A 25,652-nucleotide genomic window follows, 5' to 3' on the forward strand; every position below is an offset into this window, starting at 1 on the left:
TGACCCGCATGAACACAGGCTCCACCGATGACCGGGACACCCCACCCCACACCCGGTCGTCCTCGCTCGTCCGGCCTCTTGACAGACCCCCCGGCAGCCGGTTCCCGCCAACCGACGTACGATGGGGTAAGGCCGTGGCAGGTTTTCGCCCGGTCGAGGCGCGCGTGCCAGGCCGTACGCGACGCCATCCACGATCCCGGGAGAAGCGCCGAAGTGCCCACGCGCCACGACATCCGTAACGTCGCCATCGTCGCCCACGTCGACCATGGCAAGACGACCATCGTCGATGCCATGCTCAAGCAGGCCGGTGCCTTCGCCGCCCACCAGCACCTCGACGACCGCATGATGGACTCGAACGACCTGGAGCGTGAGAAGGGCATCACGATCCTCGCCAAGAACACGGCGGTGAAGTACCACCCCAAGTCCGGCGGGGCGCCCATCACGATCAACATCATCGACACCCCCGGCCACGCCGACTTCGGTGGTGAGGTCGAGCGCGGTCTGTCGATGGTGGACGCGGTCGTCCTGCTGGTGGACGCGTCCGAGGGCCCGCTGCCGCAGACGCGCTTCGTCCTGCGCAAGGCCCTGCAGGCGAAGATGCCGGTCATCCTGTGCATCAACAAGACGGACCGCCCGGACTCCCGGATCGACGAGGTCGTCAACGAGACGTACGACCTGTTCCTGGACCTGGACGCGGACGAGGACCAGATCGAGTTCCCGATCGTCTACGCCTGCGGCCGTGACGGCGTCGCGTCGCTGACCAAGCCGGAGGACGGCACCGTCCCCGCGGACAGCGACAGCCTGGAGCCGTTCTTCTCCACCATCCTGGAGCACGTCCCCGCCCCGGTGTACGACGAGGAGGCCCCCCTCCAGGCCCACGTCACCAACCTGGACGCCGACAACTTCCTGGGCCGCATCGCCCTGGTCCGCGTCGAGCAGGGTGAGCTCCGCAAGGGTCAGACCGTCGCGTGGATCAAGCGTGACGGCACGATCTCCAACGTCCGCATCACCGAGCTGATGATGACCGAGGCGCTCACCCGCAAGCCGGCCGAGGTGGCGGGCCCCGGTGACATCTGCGCCGTCGCCGGTTTCCCCGACATCATGATCGGCGAGACGCTGGCCGACCCGGAGAACCCGATCGCACTGCCGCTGATCTCGGTCGACGAGCCGGCGATCTCCATGACGATCGGTACGAACACCTCCCCGATGGTCGGTCGCGGCGGCAGCGGCAAGGGTGCGGACGCCAAGTCCGCGGTCAAGGACCGCAAGGTCACCGCCCGCCAGGTCAAGGACCGTCTCGACCGCGAGCTGATCGGTAACGTCTCGCTCCGCGTCCTCGACACCGAGCGTCCCGACGCCTGGGAGGTCCAGGGCCGTGGTGAGCTCGCGCTCGCCATCCTGGTCGAGCAGATGCGCCGCGAGGGCTTCGAGCTCACCATCGGCAAGCCGCAGGTCGTCACGCAGGAGATCGACGGCAAGGTGCACGAGCCGGTCGAGCGCATGACCATCGACGTCCCCGAGGAGCACATGGGCGCCGTCACGCAGCTCATGGGCGTCCGCAAGGGCCGCATGGACAACATGTCGAACCACGGCTCCGGCTGGGTCCGCATGGAGTTCGTCGTCCCGTCGCGCGGCCTCATCGGCTTCCGTACCGAGTTCCTGACCGGTACGCGCGGCACCGGCATCGCCCACTCGATCCACGAGGGCCACGAGCCGTGGTTCGGCCCGCTGGTGACCCGCAACAACGGTTCCCTGGTCGCCGACCGCTCCGGTTCGGTCACGCCGTTCGCGATGATCAACCTGCAGGAGCGCGGCGTCCTGTTCACCGACCCCGGCACCGAGGTGTACGAGGGCATGATCGTCGGCGAGAACTCGCGCTCCGACGACATGGACGTGAACATCACCAAGGAGAAGAAGCTCACCAACATGCGTGCGGCTTCGGCGGACAACACCGAGAACGTGGTGCCGCCGCGCAAGCTCTCCCTGGAGCAGTCCCTGGAGTTCTGCCGCGACGACGAGTGCGTCGAGGTGACCCCGGAGGCCGTCCGCATCCGCAAGGTCGTCCTGGACCAGAAGGACCGCTCGCGCACCGCTTCGCGCGCCAAGTCCGCCAAGTAGTCAACGGCCGCGGCCGGCGGTAGCCGGCCGCGGTGGTGCCCTCGAAGGGTCCCGAGAGGGGTTCCCGGGGTGCTGTCGTACCGTCAGCGCGGTACCGCAGCGGGAGTGCGCCCACCCGATCGACCGTCGAACAGTCGTACGGCTGGAAACGGCCCCTCCCCTCGCCGAGCAGGCGAGGGGAGGGGCCGTTCGCTTTTGTCAAGCGGATTGTTCGGTTCAGGTGTCCGCATTCCGACCGTGACACTCCGGAAGGTGGGCTAACCGTCCGTTTCGCACGTGTCTGTCTCATATCCGTTTGTCCGGATATCGGGTTTTAGGCATGAGGTGATGTTGTGAAAACGAGACCACTTAAGTGTGGTTTACGGTCGGGGTGTCCCCGAGGATGGCTCCATTGAGCTCGGGTCAATGGGTCACACGCTGTGGGGAGCGTCGACTCACGAGCACACACGATGGGACCGGATTTCGCTGTCAGGGGTGTCAGCGGAGCCGGGTCCTTCACGAATCGACAGTGACTCCTGAGGAGGCAATTACCCATGCGCGGAGCAACGAGCGCCAAGTGGGTCGCGGGTGCCGTCATCGTGGCGATGGCTGCCACGGCTTGCAGCACCAGCAAGGACAACGCGGGCGGCGAGGGCGGCAACATCACCGTGCTGCTCGGCGAGCCGCAGCACGGACTGGTGGGTCAGAACACCGCCGAGTCCGAGGGCGCCGAGGTCCTCAACGCGCTCTTCGTCGGTCTGGTCGACTACGACAACAAGACCAACGAGCCGAAGCTCGCGGTCGCGGAGTCCATCGACACCACGGACTCGAAGACCTGGACCGTCAAGATCAAGGACGGCTACACCTTCCACAACGGCGAGAAGGTCGACGCGCAGTCGTTCGTCCGCGCCTGGAACTGGGGTGCCAACCAGGACAACGCGGCCGAGGGCCTGCCGTTCTTCTCGAAGATCGAGGGCTCCGACGAGCTCGCGCCGGGCAAGGACAAGAAGCCCACCTCCAAGGAGCTCAAGGGCCTGAAGGTCGTTGACGAGAAGACCTTCACCGTCACGCTGAAGGAAGCCTTCTCCCAGTTCAAGACCATGCTGGGCTACAACGCCTTCTACCCGCTGCCCAAGGCGTTCGAGGCCGACCCGAAGAAGTTCGGCGAGGCCCCGATCGGCAACGGCGCCTTCCAGATGGACGGCGCCTGGGAGCACAACAAGCAGATCAAGGTCAAGCGGTACGACAAGTTCCCGGCCGAGGGTCGCGCCAAGCTGTCCGGCGTCACCTTCAAGATCTACGACAACCTGGACACGGCGTACAACGACCTGCGCGCCGACAACCTCCAGATCGTCGACAAGCTCCCGATCTCCGCGATGGCCAACGTCTCGCAGGAGTTCGGCGACCGGTACCTGTACAAGCCCGAGTCGGGCGTCGGCTACCTCGGTCTCCCGCTGGAGCAGAACCCCGAGACGTACGGCAAGGTGGAGATCCGTCAGGCCATCTCCATGGCCATCGACCGGGACGCCATCACGAAGACCATCTTCAACGGCACCCGCAAGCCGGCCGACGACTTCATCAGCCCGATCATCCCGGGCTACCGCAAGGGCGCCCTGGGCGAGGTCGGTACGTACAACCCGACCAAGGCCAAGGAGGTCTTCACGAAGGCCGGCGGGGTCCCCGGCAACAAGATGGAGCTCGGCTACAACGCCGACGGCGGCCACAAGGAGTGGATCGAGGCCGTCGCGAACCAGCTGAAGGCCAACCTCGGCGTCGAGGTGACCACCAAGCCGTACGCCAAGTTCGGTGAGCTGCTGGACGACCTGGGCGCTTCGAAGTACAAGGGTGCCTTCCGCATGGCGTGGTCCATGGACTACCCGGCGGCGGAGAACTACCTCCGTCCGATCTTCTCGAAGGTCGCGATCGACAACGGCTCCAACTACGGCCACTACAAGAACGACGAGTTCGAGGCCCTGATGGCGGAGGCCGACAAGGCCACCGACCCGGCCGAGGGTCTGAAGCTGTACCAGAAGGCCGATGACATCATCATCCGGGACCTCCCGTACATCCCGGTCTTCACCTACATGTCTTCTGCGGCCTACTCCAAGTCCGTGAAGAACGTTCAGGTCGACGCCCAGGGCCGCATGGACCTGGCGAACGTCGAACTCAACTAACACCCCTCTTCACTTAGGGGAACCCGGGGGCGGGCAGGCGGAGGCAGGTCTCCGCCTGCCTGCCCTTTCCCCCTGTTCTTGCTGGAGGTCTGATGGGCCGCTACCTCATCCGCCGACTCATACAGGCGATCCCTGTCCTGATCGGTGCCACGTTCCTCATCTACTGGCTCGCCTTCAAACTCCCCGGTGACCCCATCCAGGCACTCGCCGGCGAGAAGAAGGCCGACCCGATCGTCGCGGCGATGCTTCGCGAGAAGTACCACCTCGACGACTCGTTCCTGTCGCAGTACTGGAACTACATAACCAACCTGTTCCAGGGCAACTTCGGCGAGACCCTGACCGGACGCTCCGTTTGGGACAAGATCACCGAAGCCTTCCCCTACACGATGAACCTCGCGGTCGTCGCGTTCGTCATCGAGGCCGCCGTCGGCGTCACCGCCGGCATCATGGCCGCCCTGCGCCGGGGCAAGTTCCTCGACCAGCTCGTCCTGCTCTCCACCCTGCTCGTCATCTCGGTCCCGGTCTTCGTGAGCGGGTTCGTCCTTCAGCTGACGCTGGGCGTCCAGCTCAAGAACAGCTGGGGCATCGACTTCTTCTCCGTCTCCTTCAACGAGAACGACGGCATCCGCGCCTACCTCCTCCCGGCGCTGGTGCTCGCCTCGACCTCGCTCGCGTACGTGGCCCGACTGACCCGTACGTCGATGATGGAGACCATGCGCTCGGACTACGTGCGCACCGCGACCGCGAAGGGTCTGCCCCGTCGCCGCGTCGTCGTCAACCACGGTCTGCGCAACGCCCTCATCCCGATCGTCACCTTCCTCGGCGCCGACCTCGGAGCCCTGATGGGCGGCGCGGTCATCACCGAGAAGATCTTCAACATCCACGGGATCGGCGGCCTGTTGGCCGAGTCGGTGTACCGCAAGGAGGGCACCGTGATCGTGGGCGTCGTCTCGCTCCTGATCATCGTGTACCTCGTCGCCAACCTGATCGTGGACCTGCTCTACGCAGTGCTCGACCCGAGGATCCGCTATGCGTGACACAACTACGGTGGGGGATGAGTTGACCGACACCCAGACCGCCGAAGCTCCCTCCGCGAGCGGACCGACCGCGGGCAAGCCCGGCCACGGCAAGCCGAAGAAGGAGCGCGAGGCCAGCCTCTGGTCCGACGCCGTCTCCGACCTCCGGCGCAACCCGATCTTCCTGATCGGTGGCGCGCTCGTCCTCATCCTGCTCGTGCTCTCCGCGGTCCCGCAGTGGTTCACGCCCGGCAGCCCCTTCGAGGCCGGCGCGTGCAAGCTCCAGGACTCGCTCAAGAAGCCGAGCGCCGAGCACTGGTTCGGCTTCGACGTCCAGGGCTGCGACGTCTACACGCGTACCGTGTGGGCCGCCCGCAACTCGATCATCGTCGGCATCGTCACCACCACGCTGGTGGTCGTCGTCGGCGGCGCGCTCGGCCTCATCGCCGGCTGGATCGGTGGATTCGTCGACAGCATCCTGTCCCGCTTCACCGAGATCTTCTTCGCCATCCCGCTGCTCCTCGGCGGCATGCTGATCATGTCGGGTCTCGGCAAGGGCAACGCCTGGACGGTCTCCGTCGTACTGGCCACCCTGGGTTGGCCGCAGATCTTCCGCATCATGCGTTCCTCGGTGCTGCAGAACAAGAACAACGACTACGTCGTCGCCGCCCGCGCACTGGGCGCCGGCACGATGCGCATCACGCTGCGGCATATCCTGCCGAACGCGATCGCGCCCGTCATCGTGGTCGGTGCGATCAGCCTCGGTGTGTACATCGGCGCGGAGTCCGCGCTGTCGTACCTGGGCATCGGCGTCCAGCCGCCCGGCATCTCCTGGGGCCTGATGGTCAGCGACGCCTCCGTCCGCTGGCTGCAGGCACCTCACGTGCTCCTCTTCCCGGCCGTCGCGCTGAGCATCACGGTGCTCGCGTTCATCATGGTCGGCGACGCGGTGCGCGACGCCCTCGACCCGAAGCTGCGCTGAGGAAGGGCGTACGTTGACCATCATCGACAAGACCTCGAACGTCCCCGCGCCCCGATCGGCGCCGGAGGGCACCACCCCCCTGCTGGACGTGCGCAACCTGCACGTCGAGTTCCACACCCGCGACGGCGTGGCCAAGGCCGTCAACGGCGTCTCGTACTCGGTGAACGCCGGTGAGACCCTCGCCGTCCTCGGCGAGTCCGGCTCGGGCAAGTCCGTGACGGCGCAGGCCATCATGGGAATCCTCGACATGCCCCCCGGCAAGATCCCGCAGGGCGAGATCCTGTTCCAGGGCACCGACCTGCTCAAGCTGTCGACCGAGGAGTTCCGCAAGGTCCGCGGCTCGAAGATCGCCATGATCTTCCAGGACGCGCTGTCCTCGCTGAACCCCGTGCACACCGTCGGCGCCCAGCTCGGCGAGATGTTCCAGGTGCACCGCGGCATGTCCAAGAAGGACTCGACGGCCAAGGCCATCGAGCTCATGGACCGGGTGAAGATCCCCGCCGCCAAGGCGCGCGTGGGCGACTACCCGCACCAGTTCTCCGGCGGCATGCGCCAGCGCATCATGATCGCCATGGCGATGGCCCTGGAACCCGACCTGATCATCGCCGACGAGCCGACCACGGCCCTCGACGTGACGGTCCAGGCCCAGGTCATGGACCTCCTCGCGGAACTTCAGCGCGAGATGAACATGGGCCTGATCCTGATCACCCACGACCTCGGCGTCGTCGCCGACGTCGCGGACAAGATCGCCGTCATGTACGGCGGTCGGATCGTCGAGAACGCCCCGGTCCACGAGATCTACAAGCGCCCCGCGCACCCGTACACCCGCGGCCTGCTCGACTCGATCCCGCGCCTGGACCAGAAGGGCCAGGAGCTCTACGCGATCAAGGGCCTGCCGCCCAACCTGCTCGCCATCCCCTCGGGCTGCGCCTTCAACCCGCGCTGCCCCAAGGCTCAGGACATCTGCCGCACGGAGGTTCCCGTGCTGCACCAGGTGACCGAGCAGGACGGCACCGAGCTGCCCGGCCGCGGCAGCGCGTGCCACTTCTGGAAGGAGCAGATCCATGGCTGACCTCACCAAGCCCAAGGGCGAGCCGATCCTTCAGGTGCGCAACCTGGTCAAGCACTTCCCGCTGACCCAGGGCATCCTGTTCAAGAAGCAGGTCGGCGCGGTCAAGGCCGTGGACGGCGTCTCCTTCGACCTGTACCAGGGCGAGACCCTCGGCATCGTCGGCGAGTCCGGCTGTGGCAAGTCCACCGTCGCCAAGCTGCTGATGAGCCTGGAGAAGGCCACCGCGGGCGAGGTCTTCTACAAGGGCCAGGACATCACCCGGCTGTCCGGCAAGGCCCTCAAGGCCGTCCGCCGCAACATCCAGATGGTCTTCCAGGACCCGTACACCTCGCTCAACCCGCGCATGACGGTCGGCGACATCATCGGCGAGCCCTACGAGATCCACCCCGAGGTGGCTCCCAAGGGCGACCGGCGCCGCAAGGTCCAGGAACTCCTGGACGTCGTGGGTCTGAACCCGGAGTACATCAACCGCTACCCGCACCAGTTCTCCGGCGGCCAGCGCCAGCGCATCGGCATCGCCCGCGGCCTCGCGCTCAACCCGGAGATCATCATCTGCGACGAGCCGGTCTCCGCGCTCGACGTGTCGGTGCAGGCGCAGGTCATCAACCTGATGGGCAAGTTGCAGGACGAGTTCAACCTGTCCTACGTGTTCATCGCGCACGACCTCTCGATCGTCCGGCACATCTCGGACCGCGTGGGCGTCATGTACCTGGGCAAGATGGCCGAGATCGGCTCCGACGCCGAGATCTACGAGCACCCGACCCACCCGTACACGCAGGCACTGCTCTCCGCCGTGCCCGTGCCGGACCCGGAGGCCCGCGAGGGCCGCGACCGGATCATCCTCACCGGTGACGTCCCCTCGCCGGCCAACCCGCCGTCGGGCTGCCGCTTCCGCACCCGCTGCTGGAAGGCCGAGGCGCGCTGCGCCGAGGAGGAGCCGCTGCTGGCGATCCCGACCCGGTTCACCGGCGTGGACACCCCGGCCGCGCACGAGTCGGCGTGCCACTTCGCGGAGGAGCGGGCGGTCCTTCCCGTCTGACCCCGCGGGGCGGCCACGGCCGCGAACGCCCAGGCGCCCGGCACCGGAATACTCCGGTGCCGGGCGCTCCGGCGTTCGGCCCGGGCTCCTGACGGCCGGGCCGTCGCCGTGGTCGGGCAAAGCCGGTTGCGGCGGGCCCCCGTTGGCGCCGAGAGTGGGCGGATGACCGACTTGCTGACCGTCCGTCCGGCGGGGCCCGGGGACGCGTCCGACATCTGCGCACTGCTCAACGCCGTCGACGTCATCGAGATCGGCAGACCCGAGACGGACCTCGGCACCGTCGAGGCCGACCTGAACCACCCCGGCGTGGACCTGGCCACCGACTCCTGGCTGGCCTTCCGCGGCGGCCGGCTCGTCGCCTGGGCCCTGGTCTGGAACGACTCCGGCCCCGGCCGCGTCGACGGCGATCACTACGTGCTGCCGGGCGAGGACGAGGCCGCCGAGCGGCTGCTGACCCTGATGGAGGCCCGCGCCGCCGTGCTGGCCGCCGGCGCACCGGGGGCCCGGCTGCGGATCCAGCTCAACGTGGCACCCACACTCGACCTCGCCCTCCTCGGGAAGCGCGGCTACCGCACGGTCCGCCGCTACCAGGTGATGACGCGCGCCCTCGGCCCCGGCACCGGCCCGGGCACCGGCCCGGACGCGGGCGCCGGCCCGCGGCCCGCCCCGCCCGCCGGGCTCGCGCTGCGCGACTGCGCCGCCGACGAGGCCGACCGGCGCCGGGCCCACGCCCTCGTCGAGGAGACCTTCGCCGCGCACTTCGGCCACGTGCGGCGGGCGTACGAGCCCTGGTTGGACCACCTCGACGCCCGCGACCTCGACTGGTCCCTGGTCTGGATCGCCTCGCTGCCCGCTGAGGGCGACGTCGGCGTGCTCCTCACCCGCGACGACCGCACCAGCATGGGCTGGCTCAGCCACATCGGCGTCCGCGCCGACCTCCGCGGCCGCGGCATCGGCGGCCACCTGCTGCGCCACGGCTTCGCCGCCTACGCGGCCCGCGGCCGGCGCACGGTGGGCCTCGGCGTCGACACCCACAACGAGACGGGCGCCCTCGCGCTGTACGAGGCGCACGGCATGGCGCTGCACTACGCGGTCGACACCTGGGAGCTGCCCGTGCACCCGCAGGGGTGACAGCGGCGGGACGTGCGGGTGCAATCGGTCGAACGGGAGTGTAGGGGGCCGTGCGGAGGGTGACAGTGGGCCCTAAGCGAGTCCGGGACCCATAGGAGGCACTCCATGCGCGGAGCCACCCACGTCAAGTGGGCCGCATGCGCGGCGGCCGTCGCCCTCACGGTGACGGCCTGCGGCGGTGGCAGCGACGGCGGGGACGCGGGCGGTGGCGCGGGGATCGTCAGTTCCTCGTGGGGTGACCCGCAGAACCCGCTGGAGCCCGCCAACACCAACGAGGTGCAGGGCGGCAAGGTCCTCGACATGCTGTTCCGCGGTCTCAAGCGGTACGACGCGAAGACCGGCGAGGCCAAGGACATGCTCGCCGAGAAGATCGAGACCACCGACAGCCAGAACTTCACCGTCACGCTGAAGGACGGCTGGAAGTTCAGCAACGACGAGCCGGTCACCGCCCAGTCCTTCGTGGACGCCTGGAACTACGGGGCCGACGTCCGCAACAAGCAGAACAACTCGCCGTTCTTCTCCGACATCGTCGGCTACGACGACGTCCACCCGGCCGCCGGCGAGCCGAAGACGAAGACCATGTCCGGTCTGGTCGTCAAGGATCCCAAGACCTTCACCGTCGCCCTCAAGGAGAAGTTCTCCACCTGGCCCGAGACCCTCGGCTACCAGGCCTTCTCCCCGCTGCCGAAGTCCTTCTTCACCGACCACTCCGGCTGGCTCGCCAAGCCCGTCGGCAACGGCCCGTACACGGTGGACTCGTACACCAAGGGCACCGGCATGAAGCTGCGCACGTGGGAGGGGTACCCGGGCGCGGACAAGGCGCAGAACAGCGGCGTCGACCTCAAGGTGTACACCGACAACAACACGGCCTACACCGACCTGATCTCCGGCAACCTCGACCTCGTCGACGACGTCCCGGCGCAGCAGCTCAAGAAGGTCAAGGACGACCTCGGCGACCGGTACATCAACCAGCCGGCGCTGATCATCCAGACCCTCACCTTCCCGCTGTACGACCCGCAGTGGGGCAAGGAGGGCATGGAGAAGGTCCGCCGCGGCATCTCCATGGCGATCAACCGCGACGAGATCACCAAGCAGATCTTCCGCGAGACCCGCACCCCGGCCAAGGACTGGACCTCCCCGGCGCTCGGCGAGGCGGGCGGCTTCTCCTCCACCGCCTGCGGGGACGGCTGCGCCTACGACCCGGCGCAGGCCAAGAAGCTCATCCAGGAGGGCGGCGGGCTGCCCGGCGGCAAGGTCACGCTGACCTCCAACGTGGACACCGGCTCGCACCGCGACTGGATGGACGCCGTCTGCAACAGCGTCAACAACGCGCTCGGCGAGGGCCCCGTCTGCACGGTCAACCCGGTCGGCACCTTCGCGGACTTCCGCAACCAGCAGAGCTCCTTCAAGCTCACCGGGCCCTTCCGCTCCGGCTGGCAGGCCGACTACCCGCTGATCCAGAACTTCCTGGAGCCGCTCTACTACACCGGCGCCTCCTCCAACTACGGGAAGTTCAGCAACCCGGACTTCGACAGGCTCATCGACGACGCCAACAAGGAGAACGACGCCACCAAGGCGACCGCGATCTTCCGGGACGCGGAGAAGATCCTCGCCGAGCAGATGCCGTCCATCCCGCTCTGGTACCAGAACGGCAGCGCCGGCTACTCCGAGCGGCTCTCCGACGTGGCCCTGAACCAGTTCAGCGTCCCGGTGTACGACCAGATCAAGGTCGCCTGACCGCCCCCGACGGATCGAACCGGGCCTCCCACCGCCCCCGGGGCGGGGGAGGCCCGCCGCGCCCACCGACAGCATGGAGCATTCCATGGGACGTTACGTGATCCGGCGGCTGCTCCAGATGATCCCCGTGTTCATCGGCAGCACGTTCCTGATCTTCTTCATGGTGTACGCGCTCGGCGATCCGGTGGCCGCCCTCTTCGGCGACAAGGCACCGGACCCGGCCACCGCGGCCCGCATCCGCAAGGACCTCTACCTCGACCAACCCCTGTGGAAGCAGTACCTCCACTACATGGGCCAGATCTTCCACGGCGACTTCGGCACCGCCTTCAACGGGCAGCCCGTCACCGAGCTGATGGCGAGCTCGTTCCCCGTCACCCTGCGCCTGACCATCGTCGCCATCGTCATCGAGGTCCTCGTCGGCATCACCCTCGGCGTCGTCAGCGGTCTGCGCCGCGGCCGGGCCACCGACTCCACGGTCCTGGTCCTCACCCTCGTCGTCATCTCGGTGCCCACCTTCGTGACCGGCTACCTGCTCCAGTACCTCTTCGGCGTCAAATGGGGCTGGGGGCGGCCCACGGTGTCCCCGGACGCGCCGTTCAGCGAGCTGATCCTGCCCGGCATCGTCCTCGCCCTGGTCTCCCTGGCGTACGTCACCCGCCTCTCGCGCACCTCCATCGCCGAGAACGTCAGGGCCGACTACGTCCGCACCGCCGTCGCCAAGGGGCTGCCGCGCCAACGGGTCATCACCCGGCACCTGCTGCGCAACTCCCTGATCCCGGTCGTCACCTTCATCGGCACCGACATCGGCGCGCTGATGGGCGGCGCCATCGTCACCGAGCGGATCTTCAACATCCACGGCGTCGGCTACCAGCTCTACCAGGGCATCCTGCGCAACAACTCACCGACCGTGGTCGGCTTCGTGACCATCCTCGTCATCGTCTTCCTGCTGGCGAACCTGCTCGTCGACCTGCTCTACGCGGTCCTGGACCCGAGGATCCGTTATGCCTGAGTCCGAGCGTCCCGACCAACCGGGCGGGTACGACCCCGTCGGTCCCCGTGAGGGAGAGGCCATGTCACCCACCGGCCAGGGCGGTGCCATGGACCTCGCGCTGGAGGAGGCCGAGAGCGTCGAGGGCGTCCGCAAGACCGACGGCCCCGGCGGCTCCGGCGAGAAGGCCCGCTCCCTGTGGTCCGACGCCTGGCACCAACTGCGCCGCAACCCCGTCTTCGTCGTCTCCTCGCTGCTGATCCTCTTCCTCGTCGTCATCTCCATCTGGCCGCAGCTCATCGCGAGCGGCGACCCCCTGCAGTGCGACCTGTCCAAGTCCCAGGAGGGCTCCTCCCCGGGCCACCCCTTCGGCTACGACACCCAGGGCTGCGACGTCTACACCCGTACCGTCCACGGGGCCCGCGCCTCCATCACCGTCGGCATCTGCGCGACCGTGGGAGCCGCCCTGCTCGGCTCCGTCTTCGGCGGCCTCGCCGGGTTCTTCGGGGGCTGGGGGGACTCGCTGCTCTCCCGGGTCGCCGACATCTTCTTCGGCATCCCCGTCGTCCTCGGCGGCCTCGTGTTCCTGTCCGTGGTCACCAGCACCACCGTGTGGCCCGTCGTCGGATTCATCGTGCTGCTCGGCTGGCCGCAGATCGCCCGCATCGCGCGCGGCTCGGTCATCACCGCCAAACAGAACGACTACGTCCAGGCCGCCCGCGCCCTCGGCGCCGGCAACGGCCGGATGCTGCTGCGGCACGTGGCCCCCAACGCCGTGGCGCCCGTCATCGTCGTCGCCACCATCGCGTTGGGCACCTACATCGCCCTCGAAGCCACCCTGTCGTTCCTCGGCGTCGGGCTGCGCCCGCCGACGGTCTCCTGGGGCATCGACATCTCCAACGCCGCCTCGCAGATCCGCAACGCCCCGCACATGCTGCTCTATCCGGCGGGCGCGCTCAGCATCACCGTGCTCGCCTTCATCATGCTCGGCGACGCGGTGCGCGACGCCCTCGACCCCAAGCTGCGCTGAGGAGTGAGCCGTCAGATGCTGCTCGAAGTCCGCGACCTGCACGTGGAGTTCAAGACCCGCGACGGCGTCGCGAAGGCCGTCAACGGCGTGAACTACTCGGTCGACGAGGGCGAGACCCTCGCCGTGCTCGGCGAGTCCGGCTCCGGCAAGTCCGTGACGGCGCAGGCCATCATGGGCATCCTCGACACCCCGCCCGGCCGGATCGCGGGCGGCGAGATCTTCTTCCAGGGCCAGGACCTGCTGAAGATGAAGGAGGACGAACGCCGCCGGATCCGCGGCGCCCGCATGGCCATGATCTTCCAGGACGCGCTGTCCTCCCTCAACCCCGTGGTCAGCGTGGGCGCCCAGCTCGGCGAGATGTACGAGGTCCACCGCGGGATGTCCCGCAAGGCCTCCCGCGCCAAGGCCGTCGAGCTGATGGACCGGGTCCGGATCCCCGCCGCGAAGCAGCGGGTGGGGGACTACCCGCACCAGTTCTCCGGCGGCATGCGCCAACGCATCATGATCGCCATGGCGATGGCCCTGGAACCCTCCCTGATCATCGCCGACGAGCCGACCACCGCCCTGGACGTCACCGTGCAGGCCCAGGTCATGGACCTGCTCGCCGAGCTCCAGCGCGAACTCAACATGGGCCTGATCCTGATCACCCACGACCTCGGCGTCGTCGCCGACGTGGCCGACAAGATCGCCGTCATGTACGCGGGCCGGATCGTCGAGGCCGCACCCGTCCACGCGATCTACGGCGCCCCCGCCCATCCGTACACCCGCGGCCTGCTCGACTCGATCCCGCGCCTGGACCAGAAGGGCCAGGAGCTGTACGCGATCAAGGGGTTGCCGCCCAACCTGCTGGCCATCCCGCCCGGTTGCGCCTTCAACCCGCGCTGCCCGATGGCCCGGCCGCTGTGCCGGGCCGAGGTGCCGCCGCTGGCCGAGGTGGGCCCGGACCGGACGAGCGCGTGCTTCTTCTGGAAGGAGTGCCTCGGTGCCTGAAGCCATCCTGGAGGTCCGCGACCTCGTCAAGCACTACCCGCTGACCCAGGGCGTCCTCTTCCGCAAGCAGGTCGGCGCCGTCAAGGCCGTCGACGGGGTCTCCTTCGCGCTGGCCCGCGGCGAGACCCTCGGCATCGTCGGCGAGTCCGGCTGCGGCAAGTCCACCGTCGCCCGGATGCTGGTCAACCTGGAGCGGCCGACCGCCGGCGCGATCTCGTACAAGGGCGAGGACCTGACCCGGCTGTCCGGCAAGGCCCTCAAGGCCGTCCGCCGCAACATCCAGATGGTCTTCCAGGACCCGTACACCTCGCTCAACCCGCGCATGACGGTCGGCGACATCATCGGCGAGCCCTACGAGATCCACCCCGAGGTGGCCCCCAAGGGCGACCGCCGCCGCAAGGTCCAGGACCTCCTCGACGTGGTCGGCCTGAACCCGGAGTACATCAACCGCTACCCGCACCAGTTCTCCGGTGGCCAGCGCCAGCGCATCGGCATCGCCCGCGGCCTCGCGCTCCGACCCGAGGTCATCGTCGCCGACGAACCCGTCTCCGCGCTGGACGTCTCCGTCCAGGCCCAGGTGATCAACCTGCTGGAACGGCTCCAGGACGAGTTCGACCTGTCGTACGTGTTCATCGCGCACGACCTCTCGATCGTGCGCCACATCTCCGACCGGGTCGGCGTCATGTACCTCGGGCGCATCGTGGAGATCGGCTCCGACACCCAGATCTACGAGCACCCCACCCACCCGTACACCCAGGCGCTGCTCTCCGCCGTCCCCGTCCCCGACCCGCGGGCCCGCGCGCACCGGGAGCGGATCATCCTGTCCGGGGACGTGCCCTCGCCGGCCAACCCGCCCTCGGGCTGCCGCTTCCGCACCCGCTGCTGGAAGGCCGAGGCGCGCTGCGCCGAGGAGGAGCCGCTGCCGGTGGTGCCGGCGGTCTTCCCCACGGGTCCGGCCGCCCATCCGTCGGCCTGTCACTTCGCGGCCGAGAAGCAGGTGGTCCCGCCGTCCCCGGAGCCGCCCGCCCCGCCGCCCCGGGCTGAGGTTTAGCCCGGCCTGTCCCGGGAAGCCCGCTCCGGACACCCCCGCGGACCGCCCGGACGGGCTCCTTCCGTCGATCATTTTTGGCCACCCGTCGGCGCCGGTCGAGGATGACGCCCCCGTGACCGCCGTAACGACAACACGCTTAACACGGGGGCAACTTGACCGTTTCTGACCCGAGATCTGGGTTGGGCACCCTGGGCGGGTGCGGCCGTGCGGGTGCCGACAGCCGGCCGGGGAGGCGCGCAGCCACCCCGGCCGGCGTTTTCGTGCCCCCGTCCGTGGCCGCCGTACGCCCCTCGTGCTGCCGGAATTCGATCGATACGCTGGTACGGATAGTTATGATCCGTAGCGCACGGTGGGTACGACTTCGCCGCGCGCGCGAATGACGCGACCGATGTCCGCTCGACGTGGAGGTGAACCGCCGTGGCACTCTCGATCTCGGCCGTGGTGCTGCTGGCGATCGTCGTCTTCCTTCTGGTCCGGAAGTCGGGACTGAAGGCGGGACACGCGTTCGTCTGCGTACTGCTCGGGTTCTACCTGGCGAGCTCGACGATCGCTCCGACGCTCAGCCAGCTCACGTCCAACGTGGCGAGCATGATCAGTGGCCTCAAGTTGTAGGTCCTGCTCGTAGGCTGAACCCATGAACGGTCTTCCCGCCCGCCGGCTGCTCCTCGTGCACGCGCACCCGGACGACGAGTCCATCAACAACGGCGTCACCATGGCCAAGTACGCGGCCGAGGGCGCCCACGTGGCGTTGGTGACCTGCACCCTCGGCGAGGAGGGCGAGGTCATCCCGCCGGAGCTGGCCCACCTGACGGCCGATCGCGAGGACGCGCTCGGCCCCTTCCGGGTCGGCGAACTCGCCGCCGCCATGAAGGAGCTCGGGGTCGCCGACCACCGCTTCCTCGGCGGCCCGGGCCGCTTCCGGGACTCCGGGATGATGGGCGCACCCCAGAACACGCGCCCCGGCGCCTTCTGGTCCGCCGACCCGGACGAGGCCGCCGGGTACCTCGTGGAGGTGATCCGCGAGCTGCGCCCGCAGGTCCTCGTCACCTACGACCCGGACGGCGGGTACGGCCACCCGGACCACATCCAGGCCCACCGCGTCGCGGTGCGCGCCGCGGAACTCGCCGAGCAGGCCGACTACCGGCCCGAACTGGGCGCCGCCCACGCCATCGCGAAGATCTACTGGAACCGCGTCCCGCGCTCGGTCGTCGAGGAGGGCTTCGCCCGGCTCCACGAGGCCGGCGACGTGGTGCCCTTCGCGGGTGTCGCGACGCCCGCCGACATCCCCGGAGTGGTCACCGACCGGCGGATCACCACCGAGATCGGCGACGACGCGGGGGAGGCGTTCGCCGCGGCCAAGGCCGCCGCGATGCGGGCCCACGTCACCCAGGTGGCCGTCGACGGGCCGTTCTTCGCGCTGTCGAACCACCTGGCCCAGCCGCTGTTCACCCGCGAGTACTACGAGTTGGTCGCCGGTGAGTCGGGCGCTCCGGCGGGGCAGCGCGAGCGCGACCTGTTCGCGGGGGTGGACGCGTGAGCGCCGCCTGGACGCCCGCCCGGATCGCCGTCCTGCTCGGCCTGCTGGTCCTCGGCGCGCTCACCGGCGCGGCCGGCTGGCTCGTGGTGGACCTGTGGTTCCCCGGCGGGCTGCTGCTCGCGCTGTTCGCCCTCTTCGGACTCTTCCTCGCCGGTCGGATCTCGACCGGCACGGGGATCGGCGTGGGCGCGGCGGCGGTCGGCTGGTTCGTCTCGTACGTGGTGCTCAGCCTTCCGCGTCCCGAGGGTGATTTCCTGCTCGGTTCATCCGGAATCGGTATGTACGCATACCTTTTGGGTGGTAGTGCGATCGCTGTGATCTGCGCCACGATGCGGCTGCTCCCGGAGCGTCCCGTTTCGGCCGTGCGGCCGCGCGCTTGACGGTGCGTCCCACTCCTCGGGACTCCGATCGGGGACGGCTTGAGGGGGTTTGACGGGCCCTCGGGACGCTGTCCGGGGAGAGCCAAGAGGAACCTGGGATTCCTGGGGGACAGTTGTGCGGTGGCGACGGCCAGTATGGTGGACGGGCCGCCGAGCTGCCCGCGCACGGTATGACGGGCGGCGGAGCCAACCGGGAGAACCTGCCTTGAGTCGTGAAACCGACAGTTCGCCCCCCGGGCCCCAAGGGCACGGTGGAGCCGTCTACCCCTCGGGTACACCGCCGTACGGAACCGGCCACTACCCGTCCACGGACGCCGCGGCGACCGCCCCGGAGGAGAACCCTGTGACGTCGAACCCGTCCACGCCCGACAATGACGGGCCGAAGACCGAAACCACCCTGACGACCCGTATCCGGATCAACATTCCGGGTTCGCGGCCGATCCCGCCCGTGGTCGTGCGCAAGCCGGTGCGGGACACCGGCCGGCCCGCCGGCCCCGAGCCCGTCCAGGCCGCGCCCGAGCCCGCGCCGGCCCCGGCGCGGTCCGCGCCGCCCGTGCGCTCGGCCCTGCCGCCGGCCGCGCCGGCCCCGACCCCGCCGGCGCCCCCGGCCCCCGGGCCCGCCGAGCCGCAGGAGGCGGCCAACAGCAACTGGTTCGCGCCGCGCAAGGCCGGCCCGCCGCCGCCCGCCACCGGCCAGGGACCCGCGCCGGGCGCGAGCTACGGCTCCGAGCCGGGACGTCCCGCCGGTCCGGGCGCCCCCGGCGTCCCCGCCGGACACGGCGGACCCGGCACGCCGGGTCCCGGCGCCGGATTCGCGCCCCCCGCCGCCCAGGGCATGCCGCAACCGCCCCTGACGCACGGCAACGGGGCGGGCTTCGCGCCGCCCCCGAACATCGGCGGCCCCGGCGTCGGGACGCCGCCGCAGGGCTACCCGGCGTACGACGCCGGGCCCGTCACGGAGGCCTTCCCCGCCTACACGGAGCCCGCCGGGCCGACGGGCGGGCCCGCGATGGGGACCGTCCCCGTACACGCCGACGAGGCTCCGCGCTGGCCGGGCCCCGAGGCCGGCGGCGTGCCGACCCCGCCGCCCGGGCCCGTGGCGCCGGTGCCCCCGCCCGGACCGCAGCCGCCGAAGCAGACCCGGCCGACGCCGCCCGCGCCCCCGGCGGGCAAGCAGACCAAGGGCGCCAAGCCGGCCGGCAAGCCCGCCAAGAAGGGCCGCTCCAAGCTGGTCCTCCTCGGCGGTGGCGTCATCGCGCTGGTCGGCCTGGCCTACGGCGCCGGTCTGCTGCTGAACCACTCCGACGTCCCCAAGGGCACCACCGTCCTCGGCGTCGACATCAGCGGCAGCCGCGACGAGGCCGTCAACAAGCTGGAGAAGGCCTTCGGCACCCGCGCCGCGACCCCGCTCCAGCTCAGCGTCGGCGGCAAGCAGGTCGAGCTGAAGCCGGAGAAGGCCGGGCTCACCCTCGACGCGCAGACCACCGTCCGCAACGCGGCCGGCAGCGACTACAACCCCGTCACCGTCATCGGCAGCCTCTTCGGCGTCGAGCGCACGGCCGAGGCCGTCATGCCGGTCGACGAGGAGAAGCTGCGCGTCGCGCTCCAGGAACTGGCGGGCGGCGCCGGCGGCGTCACCGAGGCGACGATCAAGTTCGACACCGGCAAGGCCGTCGCCGTCCCCGGCAAGGCGGGCCAGGGCCTCGACGTCGACGGCTCGGTCGACCTGGTCCGCAAGGCCTTCGGCGCGCTCGTCGGCGGCGGCAAGGCGGCGCCCGTCGAACTGCCCGTCACCACCCGGGAACCCACCATCACCCAGGCCGAACTGGACCGGGCGATGAAGGAGTTCGCCGAACCGGCGATGGCCTCCCCCGCGACGGTCAAGGCGGGCGGCAAGGCCCTCCCGTTCGGTGCCAGGTCCCTGCCCAAGATCCTGAGCATGACGGCCGTGGACGGCCGCCTCGTCGAGAAGTACGACCTGGAGGCCCTCAAGGCCACCTACGGGAACGCCTTCGACGGAGTCATGATCACCCGGGGCACCGGCGCGAAGACCGCCGTGACCCCCGAGGACGTCGCGGGCGCCCTCGGCAAGGCCCTCAAGGGCAAGACGGCCGCCGAGCGGATCGCGGTCATCGAGACCAACGCCGGCTGACCGGCGGCGTCCGGCCACGCGTGCGCGAGCCCCTTCCCGGCCGGGGAAGGGGCTCGCGCACGTACGGACTCAGTTCAGCAGCGCGCGCGCCGACACGGCCTCGCCGCGGATGCGGGCCGCCGACTCGGTGTCCACCGCGTCCATCACCTCGGCGTACGCCTCCAGTTCGCCCGCGCCCTCGGTGAAGGCGCCCCGCTCCACCAGCAGCCGCGCGCGCTCGTAGCGCAGCGCCGCCGGGTGCGAGGGCAGCAGCAGCGCCAGGTCCAACGACCAGAGGGCCACCGCCGAATGCTCCGGCCGGGCCGACGCCCAGGCCCGGATGTTGTTCAGGATCCGCAGCACGATGGCCGGGGTCCGGGCCGGGGTCCGCGGCCCCGAGGCCAACTCCGCCGGGCCCGTACCGAGCGAGGCCCCGCCCGCGAAGGGGTCCGCGACGTGCCCGTCCTCCGGGTCGCCGAAGCCCACCACGAAGTGCCCGGGCAGCGCCAGCCCGTACACGGGCGCGCCCGCCCGCCGCGCCACCTCCATCCAGACGACGGACAGCAGGATCGGCAGCCCCCGCCGGCGCCGCAGCACCTCGTGCAGCAGGGAGGAGGAGAGCCGGTCGTAGTCCGCCGGAGTGCCGTGGAAGCCCATCCGGCCGCCCAGCAGCTCCGTCAGCGCCGAGGCCCAGGCCTGCCCGCCGCGCAGCCCGTACGGCAGCATCCCCGCCAGCCGGTCCAGTTCGATCTGCGCCCAGTCCATGGCGCGTTCGTCCAGCTCCGGGTCCGCCTCCGCCGCCAGCAACAGGCACAACTGCGCCAGGTCGGGCCGCTCCGCCCGGGCCTCCGCCGCGAACAGCTCCCGGGTCCGCGCGCTCATCGGGCCGCCCCGGCCCGGAAGTGGTGGTACGCGTGGTGCGTCGCGAAGCCCATCCCGTCGTACAGCGCCCGCGCCCCGGGGTTGTCCGTCTCCACCTGGAGCCACGCCGCGGAGGCGCCCTCCTCCAACGCCCGCCGGGCCAGCGCCGTCATGACCACCGTGGCCAGACCCCGCCGCCGGTGTTCCGGGGCGACCGTGACGGCCGCGAAGCCGGCCCAGCGCCCGTCCACCACGCACCGGCCGATCGCCCGGCCGTCCGCGAGGGAGGCGAACCACACCGAGGGGCCCGCCACGAGCGTCCGGCGGGCCAGGTCCGGGTCCCGGACCCGGCCGTAGCGGCCCAACCACGCCTCGTCGGGCGCGCGGGTCAGGCGTACGTCCGTCACGTCGGCGTCCAGGTCGGCGACCGGGGCCAGGCCGGCGGTGCGGACCTCCGCCGAGACCTCGTTGACCCAGCCGCGCCGTTCCAGCTCCGCGCAGAGCAGCTCCTGCGTGCCCGCCGAACCGGTCGCGGCCTGCACGTACGCCGGAAGGTCGCGTTCCGCGTACCAGGAGCTCACCCGGCCGAGTGCTTCGTCCAGGGGTATGCCGGGATCGCCGAGCGGCAGGACGGAGTTGGCCCGCCGGGTGAAGCCCCCCGCGGCCCGGAGCGTCCACTCCCCGAGCGGCTCGCTCTCCAGGGGCACCCAGGCCCGCGCCGTGATCCGGGCCAGCTCCTCGAAGGAGGCCGCCGGACCCCTGCGCCGGGCCGGCGCCGGAGGCACCGTCTTGCCCGCGACCAGGGCGGATTCCGGGATGTGGACGGACACGCCGTCCTTGCGTGTGATCGTGAGCACACCCTCGTTCCAGGATGTGAGAACCCCTACGGCGTCGGCGAAGACGGGGGACCGCCCCGACTCCTCCTCCACCCGTCGTACAGAGACTCGTTTACCCACGTCAGCCGGGGTGATACGGATCTCCAGCAGCCCACCGGCAGTGATTTCCACAGCTCTGTCCGCCCCTCCTGTTCGGATCGTGCCCGGGAACGGAGATACTAGGTGCGGGCATCGACGACGCCGCGCTCCCGCGCGAATGGACAGCCCTACCGAGGAGGAACGAGAGCGTGACCTACGTCATCGCGGAGCCTTGTGTCGACGTCAAGGACAAGGCATGCATCGAAGAGTGCCCCGTCGACTGCATCTACGAGGGCCGGCGGTCCTTGTACATCCACCCGGACGAGTGCGTCGACTGCGGCGCGTGTGAGCCGGTCTGCCCGGTCGAGGCCATCTTCTACGAGGACGACACCCCGGAGGAGTGGAAGGACTACTACAAGGCGAACGTCGAGTTCTTCGACGAGCTCGGTTCGCCCGGTGGTGCCTCCAAGCTCGGCCTGATCGAGCGCGACCACCCCTTCGTCGCGGCGCTGCCGGCGGACATCAACCCGCAGCACTGACCGTTCACGGCAGAAGCTCCTCGGTCCCGTCCGGCATTCGTGCCGCGCGGGACCGAGCCGTTTCACCCCCCGCACCAGCACGTACCCAGAGAGAGCAGAGACCCCCGTGGCCGCAGTATCCGACCGCCTTCCCGCCTTTCCCTGGGACAAGCTGGAGCCGTACAAGGCGACGGCCGAGGCCCACCCCGACGGCATCGTCGACCTGTCGGTCGGCACGCCCGTCGACCCGGTCCCGGAGCTGATCCGGCGCGCCCTGGCGGACGCCGCCGACTCCCCGGGCTACCCGACGGTGTGGGGGACGCCGGCGCTGCGCGACGCGATCACCGGCTGGCTGCGCGGGCGGCTCGGCGCGAGCGCCGCCGGTCACCGCAACGTCCTGCCGGTGGTCGGCTCCAAGGAGCTCGTGGCCTGGCTGCCGACCCAGCTCGGCCTCGGCGCCGGCGACAAGGTCGCTTACCCCCGCCTGGCCTACCCGACGTACGAGGTCGGCGCCCGCCTGTGCGGCGCCGAGGCGGTGGTCTACGACGACCCGACCGACCTCGACCCGACCGGCGTGAAGCTGCTCTGGCTCAACTCCCCGTCCAACCCGACCGGAAGGGTCCTCCCCAAGGAGGACCTGATCCGGATCGTGGCCTGGGCGCGCGAGCACGGCGTCCTGCTCTTCAGCGACGAGTGCTACCTGGAGCTCGGCTGGGAGGCGGAGCCCGTCTCGGTCCTGCACGACGAGGTCTGCGGCGGCTCCTACGAGGGCATCGTCGCCGTCCACTCCCTCTCCAAGCGGTCCAACCTGGCGGGCTACCGCGCCGCCTTCATCGCCGGCGACGCCGACGTGCTCGGCGAACTGCTGGAGATCCGCAAGCACGGCGGGATGATGACCGCGGCGCCCGTCCAGGCCGCCGTCATCGCGGCCCTGGGCGACGACGCCCACGTCGCCGAGCAGCGCGGGCGCTACGCCGCCCGCCGCGAGGCGCTGCGCACGGCCCTGGAGGCACACGGCTTCCGCGTCGAGCACAGCGAGGCGAGCCTCTACCTGTGGGTGACCCGGGACGAGCCCTGCTGGGACACCGTCGCCCACCTCGCGGACCTCGGCATCCTGGCAGCGCCCGGCGACTTCTACGGCGAGGCGGGCGCACGGTTCGTCCGCGTGGCCTTCACCGCCACCGACGAGCGGGTCGCCGCCGCGGTCAAGCGCCTGGGCTGAGCGGGGCGGGAGCCCCGCGAACGCCCGAGGGGCCGGGAGCACGCGCTCCCGGCCCCTCCGGCCGTTCGTGGGTCCCGCGGCGGGGTCAGCCACCCAGCGGCAGACCGCCCACGGGCAGGGTGCTGATCGGCAGGGCGCCCACGGGCAGGCCGCCGAGCGTCTTGGTCGCCGTACCGGCCAGCTCGCCGGCCGGACCGGCCGCGGGGACGGCGTCGGTGACGGCGCCCGTGGCGTCGCCGGCCGCGGCGGCGGTCGCGTCCGCGGAGTCCGGCGCCGTCAGCGCGCCCAGCTGCGGCACGGACTCCAGACCGGCGGCACTGGCCGCGCCGGCCGCACCGACCACCGGAGCGGCACCGGCGGCCAGGAGCAGCGCGGTACGGGCGATCCGACGGGTCAGGGGGAGGGACATGATGCTCCTAAGCGGTAGCGGCTGAGTACGCCGTGTACAACCGCTCCCGGGGTGCGTCGAGTTGCGGATGCCCCGGGTAAAGGATGGGTAATGCGTGCGCTTATCGGCTTCGGCGACAAGCGCATGAGATGGCCGCACGCCCTCCCGCCACGCCCGCCGACCAGCGGGTCCGCGCTCCGGTCCGGCCGCCGTGCGGGCGCCGCGCGCCCCTCCCCGCACGGGGGACGGTTCGCACGTCCGTCCGCGCGGCTCCGGTCAGCGGGGGCGGGTCGGGAAGATCCGTACGTCCTGCGGGCCCGCCGCGCGCGGATCGCCCGAACCCGACGCGCCGGGGACGCTCGGCACCCACTCGCCGCGGTTCTCGCCCGCGGTCCAGGCCACGCCGTCGTAGGAGACGCGCTGGATGCCGAGTTCGGCCGCGTGCGCGACGGCCCAGTTCGCCAGCTCCCAGCCGCGCCGCTGGTCCCGCACCGGCAGCGCGACCTCACTCGTGTCCCGGGGCGCGGAACTGCCGTGCGGGGCGCCCGCCTTCGGCAGCACGCCCGCGCCGAAGTCCCGGCCGAGGGCGTCGCGCACGCGCGCCGGATCGCCCTCCGGTTGGGCCTTCGGGCCGGCGCACGCGAGCATGGCGCGGGCCTTGCCGGTGAAGGCCGTGGTCAGGAGCGCCGCGTCCGGCTCGTGCTTGGCGTAGGCGTCCGGGAAACCGCTGCGCTGCACCTTCTGCGCGGCCACCGTCAGCGGCATCCCCCCGTACCCGGGGACGTCCTCCAGCCGGTCGTAGAAGATCCCGGCCGAGTACACCGGGTCCATGACCTGCTCCGGGGTGCCCCAGCCCTGCGAGGGGCGCTGCTGGAAGAGGCCCAGCGAGTCCCGGTCGCCGTGGTCGAGGTTGCGCAGCGCCGACTCCTGCATGGCGGTGGCCAGCGCGATCGTCACCGCCCGCTCGGGCATCCCCTTCGTCGTCCCGACGGCGGCTATCGTCGCCGCGTACCGGGCCTGCTCGGGGCTCAGCTCGTAGCTGTGCCCGGCGCCTCCGGCCGCCGCGTCACGGGCGTCGCGGACCGTGCAGTACGGGGCGCCGGCCCCGCCGTTGGACTCGTACTGGAGGACGCAGTACCCGGCCAGGCCGAGCAACGCGAACAGTGCCGCGGCCCCGCGGAGCGGGCGGCGGCGCCGGGGACGGGAGCGATCGGTCTCGGACACGCGGCTACCGTACTTGAGGCATATGACGCGTCCAGCGGCCGGACGCACCCGGTTCCGGGGCATCCCGGGGCGTTAGGGTCGTGGCCATGTCCGAATCCGAGCTGGACCTCACCCTGGACGCTGCCGAGCTGACCGCCCGGCTCGTCGACATCCCCTCCGTGAGCGGCGACGAGAAGGTACTCGCCGACCTCGTGGAGAACGCGCTGCGCGGCATCCCGCACCTCACCGTCGACCGGTACGGCAACAACGTCGTCGCCCGCACGCACCTCGGGCGTGCCGAGCGCGTCGTCCTCGCCGGCCACCTCGACACGGTGCCGATCGCCGACAACGTGCCCTCCCGCCTCGACGAGAACGGCGTCCTGTGGGGCTGCGGCACGACGGACATGAAGTCCGGGGTCGCCGTGCAGCTGCGCATCGCCGCGACCGTGCCCGAGCCGAACCGCGACCTCACCTTCGTCTTCTACGACCAGGAAGAGGTCGCCGCCGACCTCAACGGCCTCGGCAAGGTCGCCGAGGCCCACCCCGACTGGCTCACCGGGGACTTCGCCGTCCTGTTGGAACCCTCCAACGCCGAGGTCGAGGGCGGCTGCCAGGGCACCCTGCGCGTCCTGCTCCGCACGGCCGGCGAGCGCGCGCACTCCGCGCGCAGCTGGATGGGCTCCAACGCCATCCACTCCGCCGCCCCGATCCTGGCGAAGCTGGCGGCGTACGAGCCCCGCAAGCCGCTCATCGACGGCCTGGAGTACCACGAAGGGCTCAACGCGGTCCGCATCGAGGGCGGCGTCGCCAACAACGTCATCCCCGACGCGTGCACGGTCACCGTGAACTTCCGCTACGCCCCCGACCGCAGCGCCGAGGACGCCCTGGCCCACGTGAAGGAGGTGTTCGCGGACTGCGGGATCGCCGAGTTCGTGATCGACGACTTCTCCGGCGGCGCCCTGCCCGGCCTGTCCCACCCGGCCGCCGCGGCCTTCATGGAGGCGGTCGGCGGCCGCGCCATGCCGAAGTTCGGCTGGACCGACGTGGCCCGCTTCAGCGCCCTCGGCGTGCCGGCGGTCAACTACGGTCCGGGGGACGCGTTGCTGGCCCACAAGGTCGACGAACGCGTCGGGACGAAGGCGATCCTGCACTGCGAAGAACGACTCCGTGCCTGGCTGACCTCGTAAATTC

Annotated in this window: 23 protein-coding genes; 19 read left to right on the top strand and 4 right to left on the bottom strand. The window is 70.6% G+C overall.

Features of this window, described 5'->3' with window-relative positions:
• Positions 1–213 precede the first annotated feature (213 nt).
• From typA to ACZ4XJ_RS17720, 16 genes are all read left to right on the top strand, one after another.
• Complete coding sequence (gene typA / locus ACZ4XJ_RS17645) at positions 214–2,118, top strand: translational GTPase TypA (protein ID WP_362877431.1); 1,905 nt, start codon at positions 214–216, stop codon at positions 2,116–2,118.
• A gap of 533 nt (positions 2,119–2,651) precedes the next feature.
• Entirely contained in the window at positions 2,652–4,271 is a 1,620-nt protein-coding gene (locus ACZ4XJ_RS17650; protein ID WP_468496679.1) for a peptide ABC transporter substrate-binding protein, read from the top strand.
• Between the two features lie 92 nt (positions 4,272–4,363).
• The gene (locus ACZ4XJ_RS17655; protein WP_468496680.1) at positions 4,364–5,308 is read left to right on the top strand and encodes an ABC transporter permease; all 945 of its coding nucleotides are present in this window, start codon (positions 4,364–4,366) and stop codon (positions 5,306–5,308) included.
• Positions 5,301–6,269 (top strand): ABC transporter permease, encoded by a 969-nt coding sequence (locus ACZ4XJ_RS17660; protein WP_468496681.1) that lies wholly within the window; start codon positions 5,301–5,303, stop codon positions 6,267–6,269. The genes ACZ4XJ_RS17655 and ACZ4XJ_RS17660 overlap by 8 nt, the downstream gene beginning before the upstream one ends.
• Before the next feature lie 13 nt (positions 6,270–6,282).
• Positions 6,283–7,341 carry an ABC transporter ATP-binding protein gene (locus ACZ4XJ_RS17665; protein WP_468496682.1) on the top strand — a complete coding sequence of 353 codons (1,059 nt, stop codon included), beginning with the start codon at positions 6,283–6,285 and terminating at the stop codon, positions 7,339–7,341.
• Complete coding sequence (locus ACZ4XJ_RS17670) at positions 7,334–8,380, top strand: ABC transporter ATP-binding protein (protein ID WP_362877436.1); 1,047 nt, start codon at positions 7,334–7,336, stop codon at positions 8,378–8,380. Before ACZ4XJ_RS17665 ends, ACZ4XJ_RS17670 begins: the two co-directional genes overlap by 8 nt.
• 162 nt (positions 8,381–8,542) lie before the next feature.
• Positions 8,543–9,511 (top strand): GNAT family N-acetyltransferase, encoded by a 969-nt coding sequence (locus ACZ4XJ_RS17675; RefSeq protein ID WP_468496683.1) that lies wholly within the window; start codon positions 8,543–8,545, stop codon positions 9,509–9,511.
• A 105-nt stretch (positions 9,512–9,616) separates the two neighbouring features.
• On the top strand, positions 9,617–11,248 hold the full coding sequence (locus tag ACZ4XJ_RS17680) for a peptide ABC transporter substrate-binding protein (RefSeq protein ID WP_362877444.1): 1,632 nt from the start codon (positions 9,617–9,619) through the stop codon (positions 11,246–11,248).
• An 85-nt stretch (positions 11,249–11,333) separates the two neighbouring features.
• Positions 11,334–12,257 carry an ABC transporter permease gene (locus ACZ4XJ_RS17685; protein WP_468496684.1) on the top strand — a complete coding sequence of 308 codons (924 nt, stop codon included), beginning with the start codon at positions 11,334–11,336 and terminating at the stop codon, positions 12,255–12,257.
• On the top strand, positions 12,250–13,266 hold the full coding sequence (locus tag ACZ4XJ_RS17690; RefSeq protein ID WP_468496685.1) for an ABC transporter permease: 1,017 nt from the start codon (positions 12,250–12,252) through the stop codon (positions 13,264–13,266). Before ACZ4XJ_RS17685 ends, ACZ4XJ_RS17690 begins: the two co-directional genes overlap by 8 nt.
• A 15-nt stretch (positions 13,267–13,281) precedes the next feature.
• Entirely contained in the window at positions 13,282–14,256 is a 975-nt protein-coding gene (locus ACZ4XJ_RS17695; protein ID WP_468496686.1) for an ABC transporter ATP-binding protein, read from the top strand.
• A complete protein-coding gene (locus ACZ4XJ_RS17700) occupies positions 14,249–15,307 on the top strand; it encodes an ABC transporter ATP-binding protein (RefSeq protein WP_468496687.1) in 1,059 nt (352 codons plus the stop codon). The genes ACZ4XJ_RS17695 and ACZ4XJ_RS17700 overlap by 8 nt, the downstream gene beginning before the upstream one ends.
• 417 nt (positions 15,308–15,724) lie before the next feature.
• The gene (locus ACZ4XJ_RS17705; protein WP_136213899.1) at positions 15,725–15,919 is read left to right on the top strand and encodes a hypothetical protein; all 195 of its coding nucleotides are present in this window, start codon (positions 15,725–15,727) and stop codon (positions 15,917–15,919) included.
• 22 nt (positions 15,920–15,941) lie between these two features.
• Complete coding sequence (gene mshB / locus ACZ4XJ_RS17710; protein WP_468496688.1) at positions 15,942–16,844, top strand: N-acetyl-1-D-myo-inositol-2-amino-2-deoxy-alpha-D-glucopyranoside deacetylase; 903 nt, start codon at positions 15,942–15,944, stop codon at positions 16,842–16,844.
• A complete protein-coding gene (locus ACZ4XJ_RS17715; RefSeq protein WP_468496689.1) occupies positions 16,841–17,224 on the top strand; it encodes a DUF6113 family protein in 384 nt (127 codons plus the stop codon). Before mshB ends, ACZ4XJ_RS17715 begins: the two co-directional genes overlap by 4 nt.
• A 205-nt stretch (positions 17,225–17,429) precedes the next feature.
• The gene (locus ACZ4XJ_RS17720) at positions 17,430–19,376 is read left to right on the top strand and encodes a hypothetical protein (protein WP_468496690.1); all 1,947 of its coding nucleotides are present in this window, start codon (positions 17,430–17,432) and stop codon (positions 19,374–19,376) included.
• Positions 19,377–19,445: 69 nt separating this feature from the next.
• On the opposite strand, the gene ACZ4XJ_RS17725 is transcribed toward ACZ4XJ_RS17720, so the two are convergent.
• Both ACZ4XJ_RS17725 and ACZ4XJ_RS17730 read right to left on the bottom strand, forming a co-directional pair.
• A complete protein-coding gene (locus ACZ4XJ_RS17725; protein WP_468496691.1) occupies positions 19,446–20,237 on the bottom strand; it encodes a transglutaminase-like domain-containing protein in 792 nt (263 codons plus the stop codon).
• The gene (locus ACZ4XJ_RS17730) at positions 20,234–21,223 is read right to left on the bottom strand and encodes a GNAT family N-acetyltransferase (protein ID WP_362877453.1); all 990 of its coding nucleotides are present in this window, start codon (positions 21,221–21,223) and stop codon (positions 20,234–20,236) included. The genes ACZ4XJ_RS17725 and ACZ4XJ_RS17730 overlap by 4 nt, the downstream gene beginning before the upstream one ends.
• A 116-nt stretch (positions 21,224–21,339) precedes the next feature.
• Here ACZ4XJ_RS17730 and fdxA point away from each other — a divergent pair, with 116 nt between their 5' ends.
• On the top strand, positions 21,340–21,669 hold the full coding sequence (gene fdxA / locus ACZ4XJ_RS17735; RefSeq protein WP_362877454.1) for a ferredoxin: 330 nt from the start codon (positions 21,340–21,342) through the stop codon (positions 21,667–21,669).
• Between the two features lie 106 nt (positions 21,670–21,775).
• Complete coding sequence (dapC, locus tag ACZ4XJ_RS17740; protein ID WP_468496692.1) at positions 21,776–22,870, top strand: succinyldiaminopimelate transaminase; 1,095 nt, start codon at positions 21,776–21,778, stop codon at positions 22,868–22,870.
• A gap of 85 nt (positions 22,871–22,955) precedes the next feature.
• On the opposite strand, the gene ACZ4XJ_RS17745 is transcribed toward dapC, so the two are convergent.
• Complete coding sequence (locus ACZ4XJ_RS17745; protein ID WP_362877456.1) at positions 22,956–23,279, bottom strand: ATP-binding protein; 324 nt, start codon at positions 23,277–23,279, stop codon at positions 22,956–22,958.
• A 255-nt stretch (positions 23,280–23,534) separates the two neighbouring features.
• On the bottom strand, positions 23,535–24,482 hold the full coding sequence (locus ACZ4XJ_RS17750) for a hypothetical protein (RefSeq protein WP_362877457.1): 948 nt from the start codon (positions 24,480–24,482) through the stop codon (positions 23,535–23,537).
• A gap of 86 nt (positions 24,483–24,568) precedes the next feature.
• On the opposite strand from ACZ4XJ_RS17750, the gene dapE reads away from it, so the two are divergent.
• Positions 24,569–25,648, top strand: a complete 1,080-nt coding sequence (gene dapE / locus ACZ4XJ_RS17755; RefSeq protein WP_362877458.1) for a succinyl-diaminopimelate desuccinylase — start codon at positions 24,569–24,571, stop codon at positions 25,646–25,648.
• Positions 25,649–25,652: the final 4 nt, after the last annotated feature.

The sequence above is a fragment of the Streptomyces sp. NPDC029836 genome, assembly GCF_055574495.1.